Source organism: Collinsella aerofaciens (assembly GCF_002736145.1).
GTDB classification, from domain to species: domain Bacteria; phylum Actinomycetota; class Coriobacteriia; order Coriobacteriales; family Coriobacteriaceae; genus Collinsella; species Collinsella aerofaciens_A.
This window is the reverse complement of record NZ_CP024160.1, coordinates 1,736,059-1,751,771: the sequence shown is the minus strand read 5'-3', so window position 1 is coordinate 1,751,771 and position 15,713 is coordinate 1,736,059. Positions and strand designations below refer to the sequence as shown.

16 protein-coding genes are annotated in these 15,713 nt (G+C 56.4%); 11 read left to right on the top strand and 5 right to left on the bottom strand.

The features are described 5' to 3' along the window. Nucleotides 1-87: 87 nt before the first annotated feature. Nucleotides 88-1,812 (bottom strand): DnaA ATPase domain-containing protein, encoded by a 1,725-nt coding sequence (locus CSV91_RS07630; protein ID WP_099432408.1) that lies wholly within the window; start codon nt 1,810-1,812, stop codon nt 88-90. Between the two features lie 15 nt (nt 1,813-1,827). After that, a complete protein-coding gene (locus tag CSV91_RS07625) occupies nt 1,828-3,180 on the bottom strand; it encodes an ATP-binding protein (protein ID WP_099432407.1) in 1,353 nt (450 codons plus the stop codon). A 345-nt stretch (nt 3,181-3,525) separates the two neighbouring features. Between CSV91_RS07625 and rpmH the strand changes: the two genes are divergently transcribed. The 9 genes from rpmH (at nt 3,526) to CSV91_RS07580 (ending at nt 8,565) form a co-directional block, all read left to right on the top strand. Continuing rightward, nucleotides 3,526-3,660 carry a 50S ribosomal protein L34 gene (gene rpmH / locus CSV91_RS07620; RefSeq protein WP_019127408.1) on the top strand — a complete coding sequence of 45 codons (135 nt, stop codon included), beginning with the start codon at nt 3,526-3,528 and terminating at the stop codon, nt 3,658-3,660. A gap of 20 nt (nt 3,661-3,680) precedes the next feature. Then, nucleotides 3,681-4,019 (top strand): ribonuclease P protein component, encoded by a 339-nt coding sequence (gene rnpA / locus CSV91_RS07615; RefSeq protein ID WP_082435526.1) that lies wholly within the window; start codon nt 3,681-3,683, stop codon nt 4,017-4,019. Beyond that, nucleotides 4,016-4,240 (top strand): membrane protein insertion efficiency factor YidD, encoded by a 225-nt coding sequence (gene yidD / locus CSV91_RS07610; RefSeq protein WP_022093804.1) that lies wholly within the window; start codon nt 4,016-4,018, stop codon nt 4,238-4,240. The genes rnpA and yidD overlap by 4 nt, the downstream gene beginning before the upstream one ends. Nucleotides 4,241-4,269: 29 nt before the next feature. Then, entirely contained in the window at nt 4,270-5,040 is a 771-nt protein-coding gene (locus tag CSV91_RS07605) for a YidC/Oxa1 family membrane protein insertase (RefSeq protein WP_055251326.1), read from the top strand. Nucleotides 5,041-5,084: 44 nt separating this feature from the next. After that, entirely contained in the window at nt 5,085-5,654 is a 570-nt protein-coding gene (locus CSV91_RS07600) for a Jag family protein (protein ID WP_022093802.1), read from the top strand. A 168-nt stretch (nt 5,655-5,822) separates the two neighbouring features. Continuing rightward, nucleotides 5,823-6,488 (top strand): 16S rRNA (guanine(527)-N(7))-methyltransferase RsmG, encoded by a 666-nt coding sequence (rsmG, locus tag CSV91_RS07595; protein ID WP_232049588.1) that lies wholly within the window; start codon nt 5,823-5,825, stop codon nt 6,486-6,488. 134 nt (nt 6,489-6,622) lie between these two features. Continuing rightward, on the top strand, nt 6,623-7,423 hold the full coding sequence (locus CSV91_RS07590) for a ParA family protein (RefSeq protein WP_022093800.1): 801 nt from the start codon (nt 6,623-6,625) through the stop codon (nt 7,421-7,423). Continuing rightward, nucleotides 7,416-8,321 carry a ParB/RepB/Spo0J family partition protein gene (locus CSV91_RS07585; RefSeq protein ID WP_172622466.1) on the top strand — a complete coding sequence of 302 codons (906 nt, stop codon included), beginning with the start codon at nt 7,416-7,418 and terminating at the stop codon, nt 8,319-8,321. The genes CSV91_RS07590 and CSV91_RS07585 overlap by 8 nt, the downstream gene beginning before the upstream one ends. Then, complete coding sequence (locus CSV91_RS07580) at nt 8,311-8,565, top strand: hypothetical protein (RefSeq protein WP_099432405.1); 255 nt, start codon at nt 8,311-8,313, stop codon at nt 8,563-8,565. Before CSV91_RS07585 ends, CSV91_RS07580 begins: the two co-directional genes overlap by 11 nt. Before the next feature lie 199 nt (nt 8,566-8,764). On the opposite strand, the gene rlmN is transcribed toward CSV91_RS07580, so the two are convergent. After that, nucleotides 8,765-9,817, bottom strand: a complete 1,053-nt coding sequence (rlmN, locus tag CSV91_RS07575; RefSeq protein ID WP_099432404.1) for a dual-specificity RNA methyltransferase RlmN — start codon at nt 9,815-9,817, stop codon at nt 8,765-8,767. An 85-nt stretch (nt 9,818-9,902) separates the two neighbouring features. On the opposite strand from rlmN, the gene CSV91_RS07570 reads away from it, so the two are divergent. Both CSV91_RS07570 and CSV91_RS07565 read left to right on the top strand, forming a co-directional pair. Further along, complete coding sequence (locus CSV91_RS07570; protein WP_099432403.1) at nt 9,903-10,868, top strand: D-alanine--D-alanine ligase family protein; 966 nt, start codon at nt 9,903-9,905, stop codon at nt 10,866-10,868. Further along, complete coding sequence (locus tag CSV91_RS07565; protein WP_099432402.1) at nt 10,862-13,756, top strand: helicase C-terminal domain-containing protein; 2,895 nt, start codon at nt 10,862-10,864, stop codon at nt 13,754-13,756. Before CSV91_RS07570 ends, CSV91_RS07565 begins: the two co-directional genes overlap by 7 nt. Here CSV91_RS07565 and CSV91_RS07560 read toward each other — a convergent pair. Next, nucleotides 13,753-14,670 (bottom strand): helix-turn-helix transcriptional regulator, encoded by a 918-nt coding sequence (locus CSV91_RS07560; protein WP_099432401.1) that lies wholly within the window; start codon nt 14,668-14,670, stop codon nt 13,753-13,755. The two genes, CSV91_RS07565 and CSV91_RS07560, sit on opposite strands and share 4 nt — an antisense overlap. Beyond that, on the bottom strand, nt 14,657-15,679 hold the full coding sequence (locus CSV91_RS07555; protein ID WP_099432400.1) for a helix-turn-helix transcriptional regulator: 1,023 nt from the start codon (nt 15,677-15,679) through the stop codon (nt 14,657-14,659). Before CSV91_RS07555 ends, CSV91_RS07560 begins: the two co-directional genes overlap by 14 nt. Between the last annotated feature and the right edge of the window lie 34 nt (nt 15,680-15,713).

Genomic DNA, 15,713 nt, shown 5'->3' with positions numbered 1-15,713 from the left:
GCGCAAAACTTTTCATCACCGCGGGTTGGGTTTTAGACACCTTATGCCCGTGGTTTCGACAAGTTTTCAACAGGTGTCTCTATTTCCCTACGAGCGCAGTGTAATTTTATCGCGCAGCGACTTGAGGTCTTCGGTGACGGTGCGGTCTTCCTGGATCATCTTCTGGACCTTTTTGTAACTCGTGCTGACGGTCGAGTGGTTGCGGTTGCCAAATTCGGCGCCCACCGCCGTGGTCGTCATCTCGCACATCTCGATGGCCAGATAGATGGCAATATGGCGTGCTTTGGCGATATTGGCGTTGCGACGCGGGCCGATGAGCTCCTCGTGCGTCACGCCGTACTGCTCTTCGATGACGGACTGAACCGTCTGGACGTTGATCTTTTTGGCCGATGTGTCGAAGTACTGGCTGGCGATGGCGTCGATATCGTCAAAGTTGAGCTCCCCGCCCTCGCGTTCGCGGTCGCCCGCCTCGCCGGCGCAGCGCTCACAGAAGCTCTCGAGTTCGCGGATGTTGGTGCCCGAGACCTCAGCCATGTGCTTAAAGTGCTCGTCGGTCAGGTGCCCGCTGTCGCCCCCATAGGCCGCCAGCAGCGAGTCGTCGCCTGCCTCGGGAGCGGCGACGATGGTGTTCTCGTAATAGCGCTGCAAGATCTTGTATTTCATCTCGTAGCTGGGCTCTGCGACCAGGCAGAGCATGCCGGCGTTGAAGCGGCTGGTCAGACGCTCGTCCATGCTCAGGTCCTTGGGGGCGCGGTCTGCCGCGATGACGACCTTCTTGTTGTTGCGGATGAACTCGTCCATGAGCTGGAAAAAATAGTCCACGCTCGCGCGCTTGCCGATGATGTTTTGGATGTCATCGATGATGAGCACGTCCACGCCGTGGTACGCCTGCATGATGGGGGCGTTGCTCTTCTTTTGGCGGTCGAACTCGGTCATCAGGTCGTCCAGATATGCCTGGGAGTTGGCATACTTGACCTTGATCTCGGGCGACTTCTCGGCGAGCTCGTTTTTGATGGCAAGCAGCAGGTGCGTCTTGCCCAGGCCCGATTTGCCGTAGATGAACAGTGATGTGCACGTGCCGCGCTCGTCCGCGAGGGCGGCAAACTTGAGTGCCGAGCGATAGGCATGGCTGTTCTCGGGGCCGTAGACAAAGTTCTCAAAGGTAAATTTTGAGTTCGCGGCGAGCGGGGCTCCATCCGTATTCTGCTCGGCCAGTACGGTCGGTGCTGGCATGGGTGAAGCGGGGGTCGCGGCTTGCGTGGACTTAGTCGGCGCTCCGCCCTTCATCTGGTTCATCATGCGACGAAAATCATCGGCCGAGAGCGTGTTCTTGATTGCGATGCCCGAATCTGCGCCCGCCGCTGCGTCGTGAGCGATGGGCATGTGCGTGACGGGTGCGTTCGTTGACGTCGCCGCCGCGGTCGGCAACGGTGCCATGGTTTCACGGGAAACATCGCTGTGCTGGTGCTCGATTGTCGGCACGTCGCCTGCGGAGGCCGGCGCCGCCGGGGAAGCAGCGGGTGCCGTGGCGGGCGCCGTCGCGGCAGCGGATTCCGCTGCGGTGCCTTGCGGTGCCACGATGTCGAGCGCAATCGGTGCAAAGGCGATTTCTTCCAGATAGGCCTCAATAGTCGGCTGATGCTTTTTGAGCTGCGCGATGGCAAAGCGCGAGGGGGCCTCGATCGTGAGCGTATCTTCGGTCAGGCTTATGGCGCGCGATTGCCCCAGCATGTTGATGAGGCGTGCATCTTGGCCGTCGCGCTGGCAAAAGGCGATGGCATCCCCCAGGATGATGCTTGCTTCCTCGTCCACTGTCTCTCCCGTTCTTTAGCTCTGAGCTCGCACGCGAGCGGCGCCGAGTTCGGTCAGATGGTATTTCTGGCCATGCTTGATGACCAAGCCGGCCTGCGCCAAGTCATTGAGCGTGCGTGACCAAGTGGGGGCCGAGTTTCCAAACGCCCTCGCCAGATCGGTAGCACCGCACGCTTGATTTTGCGCCAGATAGCCCAGCGCGGCGTTGCCGCGATCGCTTACGAACACGTCCGGTTGTGGCTGCGCATACTGATTTGCTGCATTAGGATACATCATTTGAGCTGCTGGTTGTTGAGAACTCTGCATCGGCGGCATTTGCTGTTGAAAACTTTGAGGCCACTGTTGGTAAGGCTGCGGAGGCATCTGCTGGGCCCAGGGGTTGTACTGCTGCTGCGGCATCTGCTGGTACGGCTGCTGATATCCCTGCTGGTACTGCTGCGGGAACTGCTGGCCATACCCCAGTGGCGGCATCTGCTGATATGGATATCCCTGTTGGTACGGCTGATAGCCCATTTGCTGGCCACCCGGCGCCCCCGTCGCCTGCTGCATTGCCGCTGCATCCTGATCCGCCAGCGGCATGGCCTCTGGCACGTTTGGCGGCATCGACACCGATGCCGCCTGGGGCTCTTGTGTAGGAAGCATTCCGGGCTGCTGCATCTGTCCCACGCGGGGCTGCATCTGCTGCGTTGCCATGGGCTGCTGCGCAAAAGCTCCCGGCAGGGGATATGTGGGCTGCTCCGTCTCGGGCCGCACGGCAGCACCGCGTCCGCCGGCGCGTTCGATTTCCTGCACGCGCTTAGGGTCCAGGCTTACCGTAACCACGGTGCCGTTGCCCATGTTGTCCTCGATGGACACGGCCCCGCCGGCGTTTTCCAAATACTCCTGCACCATGGGAAACCCTGCTCCGGTTCCACGGATATAGCGCTTCATCTTGCTGTTTGCGCTGGTAACGCCAAAGTCGAAAGCGCGCTCCTTGTCGTCGATGCCGGGTCCTTGATCAGCAAAGCGGATGGTGTCTCCGCCGTCCAGAATCGAGATGATGGGCTCGGCAAAGTGCGCGTGGATAAAGTTTTCGACAATCTCGCGGATGACCATGAGCGAGATATGGCCACCCTGTTCTTTCATGCACTGGTAGACGGTGTTGGTCGTCTCTTCCAAATACGTGCGGACATCTTGCGGATCAATGACGATCACACGCGGTGTCGACAGCATGTCGTCATAGACGGCGATGCGCGCGGCGTACATGGCTTTTGGCGCCCGCGTGGTCGTCTGCTCGCCTTCCTTACGCTCTTCGCGCACGCCGGTGATGTGCTCGTTGTCGGGTGCCGGGTCTCCGGAATCGACCATGGTGTAAAAGTCGTCAGACATGCCGCTCGCAATCTTTCAAAAGGTTTCGAACAAATAGTAGCTCACCGGGCAATGTTTCTCATCTTTCGACAACTTTTCAAAACCTGTTGAAAACTTTGGAAAACGGACGAAAAGTTCTCAACATTGCCAACATGACCTGTTGAAAACTCGATGAAATATCGTGAAAAGTTGCCATGCACCGCTAAATCGAGCTCGGCTTATGGGGGAACCGTGTGAACTGCGCAACCTTTTACCTTTGATTTCTTGACATTTGAACATTGATTTCCCTACAATCTTCAAGCTCACGTGTCTATATCTGCGTCCGCGCCCCCGCGGACACTCGAAATGCAGCAGGAGGAACTTAAGATGAAGCGTACGTATCAGCCTAATAAGCGTAAGCGTGCCAAGACCCATGGCTTCCGTGCCCGTATGGCCACTAAGGGTGGTCGTGCCGTGCTCGCCCGTCGTCGCGCCAAGGGCCGCAAGCGTCTCACTGTCTAGCAGCGATACACACATCTCGCATGAAGACTATTAAGTCTCGGCAAGATTTCGAGCATGTGTTCAGTCAGGGGCGTCGTTTCAATCACCCTCTGATTCGAATGACCATATGTGAATCGGTTGGCGAAGGCGACTCCGGAAGGGTCGCCTTCGTTGGTGCTAAACGGCTCGGTTGTGCTGTCGTGCGCAACCGTTCTAAGCGTGTGATGCGCGAGGCCGCCCGCAGCTGTGGATTTCCCGTTGCGGGTTATGACATCATCTTGTTCGCAACTCCCAAGACGAGGGTTTCCTCGCCGCAGGAGATGGACAATGCATTGCGTTCGCTTATGAAACGCGCCGGCGTTGCCGGGGAGGAGCGATGAGCAATCACGTTTTGCGACGTGTTGCCATCGCTCCTATTCGCATATATCAACAGGTTATTTCGCCCTTATTGCCTGACGCCTGCATTTATTACCCAACGTGCTCGCAATACGCCGTCCAGGCGATTGAGAAGTACGGTGTTTTGAGAGGCTGCTGGCTTGCCGTGAGGCGCATCGCTCGCTGCAATCCCCTGCACGTCGGCGGTTATGACCCTGTGCCCTAGCGGGCACTCGCTATCGGAGGAAAACTTACATGTGGGATTGGATCGTTAACATCCTTTTCGAGCTGCTCAAGCTCATCCAGACCTTTGCGGTCGACTGGGGCCTGTCCATCATCATCCTGGTGGTCATCATCCGTCTGCTGCTGACGCCGCTTATGCTCAAGTCGACTAAGTCGACGGCGCGCATGCAGGTGCTGCAGCCCAAGATGCTCGAGATCCAGGAGCGCTATGCCGACGATCCCCAGCGTCAGGCCGAGGAGATGCAGAAGTTCTACAGCGAGAACAAGTTCAACCCGATGGCTGGTTGTCTGCCGCTGTTGATTCAGATGCCTGTCCTGTTCGCCCTCTTTACGCTGCTGCGTAACCTGCCGGACTACTTTAACGACGGCACGTTCTCGTTCTTTAATATTCTGCCCGACCTGACCACCACGCCGAGTGCCTCCTTTGCCGATGGCTTTATGGTCGCGCTGCCTGCGCTGGTCTGCCTGATCCTGTTCGCTGTCCTGACCCTGATTCCGCAGCTCTATATGTCGCGCAACCAGACCGGCCAGCAGGCTCAGAGTATGCGTATGATGGCCGTTGTCATGACGGTCATGATGCTTTGGATGGGCTGGAGCCTTCCCGTTGGTGTTCTGCTGTACTACGACGTCTCGTCTGCTTGGCAGGTTATCCAGCAGATTTTTGTGACGCAGAAGGTCATCGACAAGGCGAAGGCCGATGAGGAGGAGCGTCTTAAGAACGCGCCGCTGCAGGTTGAGGTCACTCGTCGCGAGAAGAAGCCGCGCCCGCACAAGAAGAAGTAGTGGGATATCAATCTTATTTAGGTACCTAACTTTTGGAGTACGTTATGTCTGAAGAGATCATCGAGGATATGCTTGAGGAGGTTGCCCCGCAGGTCGCGGGCGATTATCCCGAGATTGCACAGCGCTACAAGGCCGGTGAAGAGCTGACCGATGAGGAGCTCGACACCATTGCCGATGTTGCGATTTCCATCCTGCGTTCCATCCTTTCGCACTTCGATGCCGCCAACTCTCCTATCGATGAGTATGAGGGCGACGAGGGTGAGCTGATTTTGGATGTAACGGCTCCCGACCTTGCTGTTCTCATTGGCCGTCATGGTCGCACCCTTGATGCCCTTCAGGTTATGTTCTCATTGCTGGTGAGCCGCAAGCTCGGCTTTAGGTATCCGGTTGTAGTGGACGTCGAGGGATACAAGAGCCGCCGTCAGGACAAGGTTGCCTCCATGGCTCAGTCTGCTGCCGAGCGTGCCATCCGCACTCATAAGAGTGTTTCGCTTCCGCCCATGAATGCCTACGAGCGCCGACTGGTTCACATTGCACTTCGTGGCAATGACGCCGTCGATACTCATTCTGAGGGTTCTGATCCCGATCGCCATGTGGTGATTGTTGCTCGATAAACTACTCGAGCTTATGCTAAGGGGACGTGGTTTCCACGTCCCCTTTTTTTGTCAAAAGTTCTCGATACACTCATTTTTGTCAGAAAGGAGCTTTCGTTGTTAGTACTTACTGATCAGCAGGCTGACGAGATGTTGAGTCGTCTAACTTCCTATTGCAAAGAGTATTCCTTGAGCGTAACTGATGTTGAGCTGAGGAAATGTATTCAGCATTTGGATTTGGTTCTGGAAACAAATAAGACAACCAATCTCACCCGTATTCTTAACATAGAAGATGCTGCGGTTCTTCATATCCTCGACTCTCTTGTTTTGCTCCCTTATATCAATAAGGCTCCTGAGGGAGCTTTGCTCGATATGGGAACAGGTGCGGGATTCCCCGGTATTCCTTTAACCATAACCACGCATCGTAAAGCTACTTATATTGACTCTGTTGGCAAGAAGGTTGATGCTGTCAATTCTTTTGTCCATGCTCTTGGATTGAAACATGCTCATGCGGTCCATGATCGTCTTGAAGAATATGCTCGAAGCCATAAGAAGCAGTTCTCTGTCGTAACCGCCCGCGCACTGGCTCCTCTACCGATTCTTGTTGAGTATGCAGCTCCGTTCCTCAAGGATGGAGGGCTATTTGTTATCACCAAGGGTAATCCTTCGGATGAGGAGCTTGCTTCCGGCATGTCAGCAGCTAAGATTTGCGGCTTCACTTTGCTTCTGAATGATGCAATCGATTTGCCTGAGGGCTTGGGCCACAGGGAGTTCATTGTTCTTAAAAAGAGTCATCCAGCATCCGTTTCATTGCCTCGTGCAAATGGCATGGCAAAGAAGAATCCGCTTGCCTAGATGTTTCACGTGAAACATAATGGATACTAACAACTTGCAGTGTTTCACGTGAAACATGGCGGTTGATATCGAATCGGAATGTTTCACGTGAAACATCCTCCGTTTGACAGCTTTAATACACACCAGGAGGGACCGTGGGATTTCGCGACGTTAAGCGTTCTAAGAGCGCAAAAGACACGCGTATCATTGCAATCATCAATCAAAAAGGCGGCGTCGGAAAGTCAACGACGGCTGTAAACCTTGCAGCAGCACTGGGTGAGCAGGGTCGTAAGACACTGATTGTCGATTTTGATCCGCAGGGAAACAGCACCAGTGGATTTGGTATTGAAAAAGAAGACCTTGATCACTGCATCTATGATGCATTGTTGAATGATGTGCCGGCAGAATCGCTTGTTCTTGATACAAATTGCAAAAAGGTATTCGTAATTCCAGCTACGATTCAGCTTGCAGGTGCCGAAATTGAGCTCGTAAGCGCAATTGCTCGTGAAACCCGCCTCAAAGATTTGCTTGAGCCGATTCAGGACGAGTTCGATTTTATTTTCATTGACTGTCCTCCTTCGCTCGGCCTGCTTACTATCAATGCCTTGACCGCAGCAGATAGCGTTTTGATTCCAATCCAGTGTGAGTATTACGCACTTGAGGGCGTTACGAAGCTGCTTGAGTCAATGAAGATGGTCAAATCACGTCTGAACAAGGGCTTAGACACCTATGGCGTGCTTATGACCATGTATGACTCACGTACTTCTTTGTCGAATCAGGTTGTTGAGGAAGTTCAATCGTACTTTGGTGATAAGGCGTTTAAGACGCTGATTCCCCGTACGGTTAAAATCTCTGAAGCTCCGTCTTTTGGAGAACCGGTAATTACCTATGCACCTCAAAACAAGGGTGCAAAAGCGTATATGAACCTTGCAAAAGAGGTGATCAAGCGTGCCTAGTGCAAAGAAACGTGGCGGATTGGGGCGTGGACTCAATGCTTTGGTCTCTGAGGCCGAGTATGAGACCGGTGGTTCCGCTGCATCTGCTTCAAATGCCGCATCTGAAACAAAACTACCTATTGAGGATATCGTTCCCAACCCTAATCAACCGCGAATTCACTTTAATGAAACTGAACTTCGCGAGTTGAGCGAGTCAATCCAAGAACATGGCGTTTTGCAGCCGCTCTTGGTTCGCAAGCATGGAAACGGCTATGAGATCATCGCTGGTGAGCGTCGTTACCAGGCGTCAAAGCTTGCTGGTCTTGAGGAACTGCCTGTCATCATTAAGGAAGTTAATGATGAGGAAATGCTCGCTCTTGCTCTTATCGAAAACCTTCAGCGTTCTGATCTGAATCCCGTCGAAGAGGCTAAGGGCTATCGCCAGCTCATCGATGCTAGCGGTATGACCCAGGAGGCATTGTCGAAGGCCGTAAGCAAGTCACGCTCTGCAATTACAAACTCGCTGCGCCTTCTCGATCTCCCCGAAGAAGTTCAGCAGATGATTTTTGAGGGTAAACTTACTGCTGGTCACGCACGTGCGATTCTTGCAGTTCCCTATGAGGATGCTCGAATTCGACTTGCAGAGAAGGTTGTTGCGGAGGGCCTTTCCGTAAGAGCGACAGAAAATCTTGCTCCATTGTTTTCTGCCGGAGAGACACCTAAGACGCCGCGGCCTGCAACGCCTCAGTCTTTTAAAAAGGCTGCGCGTGTACTTCGTCAGGTATTTAATACCAACGTGCGCGTGAAGAGTTCGCGTGGAAAGAATAAGATTGAGATTGAGTTTAAAGACGAGGAAGAGCTCTCTCGTATTCTTGGTGAAATGATTCAGTTTGATCAAGGTGGCCAAGATGAGGAATAAGATTTTTACTGCAATTGCATTGGCGACGACTGTCGCGGCTGGTGCCTTTGCTGGCTATAAGATCGCGACAGACGATGAACTTCGAGGTCGTTTGCTTCGTGGCGCGCAAGATATCGTTGATACATCCAAGAAGAAAATGGATGTTATGACAGAAGATGTTGCCATGCGGACTGCTCAGGTAACGAAAAATCCTAAGATTAATCAAGGTTGGGTTAGCAACCAATGGGAAAATGTAGGCTATTAGGTACCTAACAATTACCCTGCATATTTTGAGGGGCCCTTGTCTGATTCATGAGACAAGGGCCCCTTATTTTGTCCGTAAAAAATGGGAAAGGTAGCAGCTGGTCCAAAATTGAGGTCAATAAATGAAATGGCCCCGGTTGCATATCCTGCAACCGGGGCCGTTCGATGTTTCACATGAAACGTTTTGGGGTGCGACTCCCCTATGCGTTCTTCTGAACTTTGAAGCGCTGCTTCAGCTGCCCGCAAGCAGCGTCAATATCGTTACCACGGGAGTTACGAATCGTGGTCTCGATGCCACGGGACTCAAGACGACGCTGAAGATCCTCAACCTTATGAATCGGCGACGGCTTGAGCGGGCTGCCCTCGATGTCGTTAAGCTGAATGAGGTTAACGTGGCACAGCGTTCCCTCGCAGAAGTCGCAGAGCGCCTGCATCTCGGGATTCGTATCGTTGACGCCTTCGATCATGGCATACTCATAGGTCGGGCGGCGGCCAGTCTTCTCGGTGTAGAGCTGAAGCGCCTCGTGAAGGCGAAGCAGCGTGTACTTCTTAACACCGGGCATGAGCTTATTGCGCGTCGACTGGATGGCGGAATGCAGGGAAACTGCAAGAGTGAACTGCTCGGGGATATCGGCAAATTTGCGAATACCGGGAATAACGCCGCTGGTAGAGACGGTGAGGTGACGAGCGCCGATACCGATGCCATCGGGGTCGTTTAGGATACGCAATGCCTTGAGAACCTCGTTGTAGTTGGCAAACGGCTCGCCCTGGCCCATGAAGACAACGCTTGTGGCACGCTCGCCAAAGTCGTTGGATACATGAAGCACCTGGTCGACGATCTCTTGAGCGGTCAGAGAGCGCTTGAGGCCGTTGAGACCGGTAGCGCAAAAGGCGCAGCCCATGCCGCAGCCTGCCTGGGTGGAAACGCAGACAGAAAGCTTGTTACGACGGGGCATGCCGACAGTCTCGACGGAAATGCCATCGTGGTACTCGAGCAGATACTTGCGCGAGCCATCTTTGGAAACCTGCTTGGTGAGTTCAGTCGGCGTATCAAAGGCAAAAGCCTCTTTAAGCTGCTCACGGAAAGCCTTGGGAAGGTTGGTCATATCGTCAAACGAACAAACGTTCTTCTCAAAGACCCATTCGATGAGCTGCTTCGCGCGGAAGGCGGGCTGGCCAAGTTCGGCCACGAGCTCGCGAATATCGTTTTGGCTCAAGTCGCGAATGTCCTGAGATTTAGTCCTGGGATTCATGGAAGCCTTTCGATTTTGGGGAAACGTAGAGGGTATCGCTACAATATGGTATCAGCTGCAGAAATTATAGAGGAGGAGTCTGCCCATGCCGGGTAAAAGCCTAGAGAACATGCACGTAGCGGTCTTGGCGGGCGGTCATTCCGCCGAGCGCGAGATCTCGCTCGATTCGGGAAAGAACGTTGTGGTGGCACTGAAGGAAGCCGGCTACACCTCGGTGGAGCTGCTTGACACGGCCGCTGATGACTTTATGGTAACCATGGCGACCAGCGGATTCGATGTGGCATTTATCGCCATGCACGGCGCCGGCGGTGAGGATGGCGCCATGCAGGGTGCCATGGAGACCCTGGGTATCCCCTACACGGCCTCGGGCGTACTTGCCAGCGCCTGCGGTGCCGACAAGGAGGTCTCTAAGCTCCTATACGTCAAGGCGGGCATTCCCATTGCCCCCGGCCTTGCGCTCGAGGTGGGCGACGAAGTCGATATCGATCATATCGTCGAGGTTTGTGGCGAGCGCTGCTTTGTGAAGCCGGCCGTCAACGGTTCCAGCTATGGCATTTCCCTGGTCCATGAGCCCTCCGAGCTGCCCGCGGCAATCGCCAAGGCGTTTGAGTACGGCGACAAAGTGCTGGTCGAGAAGTGCATCGAGGGTACCGAGATCACCGTCGGCGTATACGGCGAAGATGACGTGCGCGCCCTGCCGATTGTCGAGATTCGTAAGCCCGAGGACTGCGAGTTCTACAATCTGGACGTGAAGTATGTTGACCCTACGGACATCCATCGCATTCCGGCGCAGATTTCACCCGAGAATTACGCTCGCGCTCAGGAGCTTGCCTGCGCCGCTCACAAGGCCCTCGGTTGCCTGGGCATCTCGCGCAGCGACTTTATTGTGAGTGAGGACGGCCCCGTTATCCTCGAGACCAATACCATTCCCGGAATGACCGATACGTCGCTGTATCCGGATGAGATCCGCCACACCGACGACATGACGTTCCCGCAGGTCTGTGACAGCCTGATCCGTATGGGCCTTCGTCGAGCGGGCATTGCATGCTAATCGAGGACGCGGTTTCGTCAGGAACGCCGCAGTTTGTCATCGACTCCTATGCCACGCTTGCCGACCGCGCCAAAACGCAGTCCTTCGGCCTTATCGAGGAAGATGTGATTGTCCTCGATACCGAGACCACGGGTCTTTCGGTGCAGGACAACGAGCTGATCGAGATCTCGGCGGCCCGTCTTTCGGGCCGCGAGATCGTCGACCGCTTCGATACCTTCGTGCATCCCAAGCAGCTGATTCCCGCCGAGATTACCGAGCTCACGAGCATTACAAATGCCGATGTGGCAGATGCCCCGTCGGCGGTTGAGGCCGTCGCCGCTCTCGCCGATTTTGTCGGTGGCTGCCCGGTGATCGCACACAACGCCACGTTCGACCGCTCGTTTATCGAGTCGGTCAAAGGCGGCGTCAACGTGAGCGATATTTGGATCGATTCGCTGGCGCTGTCGCGCATCGCGCTTCCGCGCCTGGCCTCGCACAAGCTGTCTTTTATGGCCGATCTGTTTGGCTGCGACTCGGTATCACACCGTGCCAATGCCGATGTCGACGCCCTGTGTGGCGTATGGCGCGTGTTGCTCGTGGCGCTCACCGACTTGCCCCAGGGCCTCATGGCGCGCCTAGCCGACATGCATCCGGACGTGCCTTGGTCCTATCGTCCTATCTTCTCATTCTTGGCAGGGCAGAACCCTGGTTCTATCTTCTCTCTCAGCGCCGCTCGTGCTGACGTTCTCAAGGCCGATCGCGCCGACGATCGGGTGGACGCCGATGAACTGCCGGTTCTCAAGATGCCGAGTCGTGAGGAGATTGAGGCAGACTATGCGCCAGGTGGCCTGGTCAATCGCATGTATCCCACCTACGAGCCGCGTGATGAGCAGATCGCGATGGCGCTCGAGGTCCGCGATGCGCTGGTCACGGGCACTCATCGAGTAATTGAGGCAGGCACAGGCGTCGGCAAATCGATGGCCTATCTGGTGCCTTTTGCCGAGGCAGCACGCCGTAACAACATCACGGTTGGTATTGCGACCAAATCGAACAATCTTGCCGACCAGCTCATGTACCATGAGCTGCCAAAACTTGCCGAGCAACTGGACGGTGGTCTGTCATTTTGCGCTCTCAAGGGGTATGACCACTATCCGTGCCTGCGCAAGCTTGAGCGCATGAGCCGCGGCCAGGTCGAGATTACCACCAAGCGCGATCCGGCGGACACGCTCACGGCGGTCGCGGTCATTATGGCGTACGTCTGCCAATCAGCCGATGGCGACCTCGACTCGCTCGGCATTCGGTGGCGCAGCGTCAACCGTCCCGACTTTACGACGGCCTCGCGCGAGTGTGCTCGTCGCCTCTGCCCGTTTTTCCCTGATAAATGTTTGGTCCACGGCGCTCGCCGTCGTGCGGCGCATGCCGATGTGGTGGTCACCAACCATTCCCTGCTGTTCCGCAACGTCGCGGCCGAGGGCAGGATTTTGCCTCCGATTCGTCATTGGGTAATCGACGAGGCCCATTCCATCGAGCGCGAGGCGCGCCGTCAGTGGGCGCGTGTGGTGTCGGCGGACGAATCACGCGTTCTGTTTGAGCGTCTGGGTGGCTCGAGCACCGGCGCGCTAAGCCAGGTTTCCCGTGATTTGGCAACCTCCGAGGGCTCTACGCTCTATCTGGGCCTTACTGCCAAGGCGACGTCGACGGTTGCGCGCGCGAGCATGGCGATCGCCGGCGTGTTCGATGGCGTTCGCGAGCTCGGTCGCCGTGCCCGTGGGGGCTATGACAATGCCAATCTATGGATTGGCCCCGAGCTGCGCGAATCTGACGACTGGCATGATTTCTTACCGTCGGCCTACACTGGCATCGACGCATTGGAACAAGCTGACAAGAGCGTCGACGCGCTGGTGCAAGCCGTCGCCGCCGACAAGCCAGAGGTTGTTGTCGACCTGGGTGATATCTCGCGCCGCCTGCACGAGCTGGCCGAGAACCTCAAGCTCATCATTGATGGTACCGATGAACACTACGTGTATTCGCTGCAGGTCAATCGCAGGCTGCGTGCCGGCGGAGAGTCTATGACCGCAGAGCGCATCGACATTGGCGAGGCCTTGGCAACCGAGTGGCTGCCCGAGGTTCACACGGCTATCTTTGCCTCGGCGACCATGACGGTGTCCAAAAGCTTTGAACACTTTAACCACGCGGTCGGCCTCGATCGCATCGGTGCTTCAACATCCTCATCACTGCACTTGGACTCGAGCTACGACTTCGATTCGAACATGGCTGTAGTCGTTGCGGGCGATATCCCCGATCCGCGCGATCGTGAGAGCTATCTTACGGCGCTCGAGCGCGTGCTGGTCGACGCCCATCTTGCCATGGGCGGATCGGTGCTCACGTTGTTCACCAATCGGCGCGACATGGAAGACCTGTACGCCCGCGTTGAGCCCAAGATGGCCCGTGCGGGTCTGGAGCTCAACTGCCAGCAGCGCAACTCATCTCCTCGTCGCCTACGCGACCGGTTTATCAACGAGCCAACCTCGTCGCTTTTTGCGCTTAAGGCCTTCTGGGAGGGGTTTGACGCCAGCGGCGAGACGCTGCGCTGCGTCATCATTCCCAAGCTGCCGTTCTCGAGCCCCACGGACCCGCTCTCGTGCGAGCGCAACCTGCGCGAAGACCGCGCTTGGGCGCGCTATTCGCTGCCTGAGGCAGTGCTCGAGGTCAAGCAGGCGGCCGGCCGCCTTATCCGCTCGTCGACCGATTGCGGCGTGCTGATTCTGGCCGACCCGCGCCTGGTGACGAAGGGCTACGGAAAGAAGTTCTTAACGTCGCTGCCCACGAGCTCCTACCAGCGCATCGAATCGGCACAGATCGGTCACTATCTGCAACTGTGGCGCGCACGCCACGAGCGGCGGCGCTAAAGCGGACAGACGAGGGTTTTTGCCATATCGCACAGACGCTTTGACAGGGTGGGGTCATCCAAGATGCGGATGGCTCCACCCGCTGCGATTATCTGGCTCAGTAGCCAACGCTCGGAGCCGTAATGCACGGTTACCGTTGCCATGTCTGCCCCGCTGCGCTCGATGAGGGTGATGCCGGCCCAGTCCAGATGCTCCGCCATATCGAATGGCATCAAGAGCTTTGCGCTACGCTGCGTCCGGGCAAGGGAATCGTGGAGGGATGCAACGTCCGGTGCGTGAGGCACGACGGAGTCTTCCGTCAAGGTGAGTCCCTCGATTTTATCCATGCGATAGGTGCGCTGCTCATCGACTGCGATGTCCCAGGCAATCAGGTATGTTTGGTCGCCGTTTGCCGTAATGCGCAAGGGGTCGACCAGACGCTCGCGTGGCCGTGCATCGTCCATCGAACGATACGAGATGAGGCAGCGAACGCCGTCCTGAATGGCGCAGCTCAGCTGCTGCCAGTGCGACCCGTGGTTGACGGTGTCAAAGACGCGCTGGTTATAGCCGAGCTCTTCGGGTAGAAGAGCGTGTCGAATCCGAGCTGCCGTCTGCGGCTCGATCCCCAACGATTCAAGTTCGTGGTTGAGCACGGCGCCCTCGGCGGCACTCAAGCGCAACGGTAGCACACGTCCGGCGTCACCGGTGAGGACCACACGCTCGCCGTGGCATTCGCAGATGATACGCGCACCCGATTCTCGGTCCGCGAGCGTCGAGACGATCTCGAGAATCTCGTCGAGCGACGCCCCCGTGATGTCAAAGCGACTGCAAATCTCGTTTCGAGTCATGCCGTTCTCGCCGGCGGCGTAGAGGGCCTCCATGAGGTCGATGGCGCGCGAGAGCCTCTGCTCGCTGGTGAGTTTACGCACGGGCATGCTCGTGCACCGTCCTTTCGATGAGGTGGTTCCACGCCTGTTTGAGCGATTTGGGGGCCATGGGCCTCATGCCGTCCATGGCGTGGGCCATGCAAAATGAAGCGGCGGCTTCAAGGTCGCGCACGTCAACGGTCCAGATCCATCCCGCATCGGTGTGTGCGAGCTTACCTCGCCCGCGCGTGAGACCGTTGATCATATCGATCTGCGTCTGAGGGGCGAATGAGAACGTGGCTGCAACGGGCGGTCGGTCGGCAAAATCGAATTCAAAGAACAGGTAGTCGTTGAGGTTGAAGTCCGCAGGGATGGTGTAGGTCTTCGAAGGACGCCAAGCGCGAACGATACGGTCGCAGCGGAATGTCCTGATGTCGTCGGTGGCATTGTCGAGGCCGCAGAAGTACGCCACGCCCTCGCGCTCGAACATGCCGTAGACGCAGACGGTACGCTCTTTCTGCTCGCCGCGTCCGTTCTGATATAAAAATCGCAGCGCGCATCGCTCGGCAAAGGCGCTCCATACCGCATCGACGGTGGGAGAGCGGCGGATCGGTGCTTCGTCCACCGCCGACATGCCGGTGAGGTAGGCAATTTTGGAGCGAATATCGGCAAGCGGCGCGGCAAAGGTGGAAGAGCCGGCCGCTAGCGTCTGGTCGATGGCGTTGAGTAGGATGTCGGCGTCGTCTGCGGTGATGAGGCCGCCTGCTGCAAACGTGTGCTCGCGGTCGATTGTCCACGAGCTTTCCTCGGTCTCCTGCGCACCGGCGGGGCGAACCTCCTTGATTAAGATGCCACGTTCGAGCAGTTTGTCACGATCGCGCCGAAACTTGCGCTTATCCGAGTCGATGTTGCCCGAGCCATATCCCAGGTCGGAATCCAAGACGATCTGCTCGGTCGTCAGCGGTTCGGGGGAGCTGTTGAGCACAAAGAAAAGATTGAGGATGCGCTGAGCCGTTTTATCGAAACTGGGCTCCGAATTTTCCTGTTTAATTGTCGCGGTCGCGTCGCTTGCCGTCATAGAGTCCTCGCATGAGAAGGTGGTTTGCTGCCAT

Bases quoted from the DNA above. Each gene is read 5' to 3' on its own strand.
- rnpA (WP_082435526.1), top strand. From the start codon at position 3,681: ATGAAGACTATTAAGTCTCGGCAAGATTTCGAGCATGTGTTCAGTCAG.
- yidD (WP_022093804.1), top strand. From the start codon at position 4,016: ATGAGCAATCACGTTTTGCGACGTGTTGCCATCGCTCCTATTCGCATA.
- CSV91_RS07555 (WP_099432400.1), bottom strand. From the start codon at position 15,679: ATGACGGCAAGCGACGCGACCGCGACAATTAAACAGGAAAATTCGGAG.
- CSV91_RS07625 (WP_099432407.1), bottom strand. From the start codon at position 3,180: ATGTCTGACGACTTTTACACCATGGTCGATTCCGGAGACCCGGCACCC.
- CSV91_RS07565 (WP_099432402.1), top strand. From the start codon at position 10,862: ATGCTAATCGAGGACGCGGTTTCGTCAGGAACGCCGCAGTTTGTCATC.
- CSV91_RS07600 (WP_022093802.1), top strand. From the start codon at position 5,085: ATGTCTGAAGAGATCATCGAGGATATGCTTGAGGAGGTTGCCCCGCAG.
- CSV91_RS07560 (WP_099432401.1), bottom strand. From the start codon at position 14,670: ATGCCCGTGCGTAAACTCACCAGCGAGCAGAGGCTCTCGCGCGCCATC.
- CSV91_RS07570 (WP_099432403.1), top strand. From the start codon at position 9,903: ATGCCGGGTAAAAGCCTAGAGAACATGCACGTAGCGGTCTTGGCGGGC.
- CSV91_RS07605 (WP_055251326.1), top strand. From the start codon at position 4,270: ATGTGGGATTGGATCGTTAACATCCTTTTCGAGCTGCTCAAGCTCATC.
- CSV91_RS07580 (WP_099432405.1), top strand. From the start codon at position 8,311: ATGAGGAATAAGATTTTTACTGCAATTGCATTGGCGACGACTGTCGCG.
- rlmN (WP_099432404.1), bottom strand. From the start codon at position 9,817: ATGAATCCCAGGACTAAATCTCAGGACATTCGCGACTTGAGCCAAAAC.
- rpmH (WP_019127408.1), top strand. From the start codon at position 3,526: ATGAAGCGTACGTATCAGCCTAATAAGCGTAAGCGTGCCAAGACCCAT.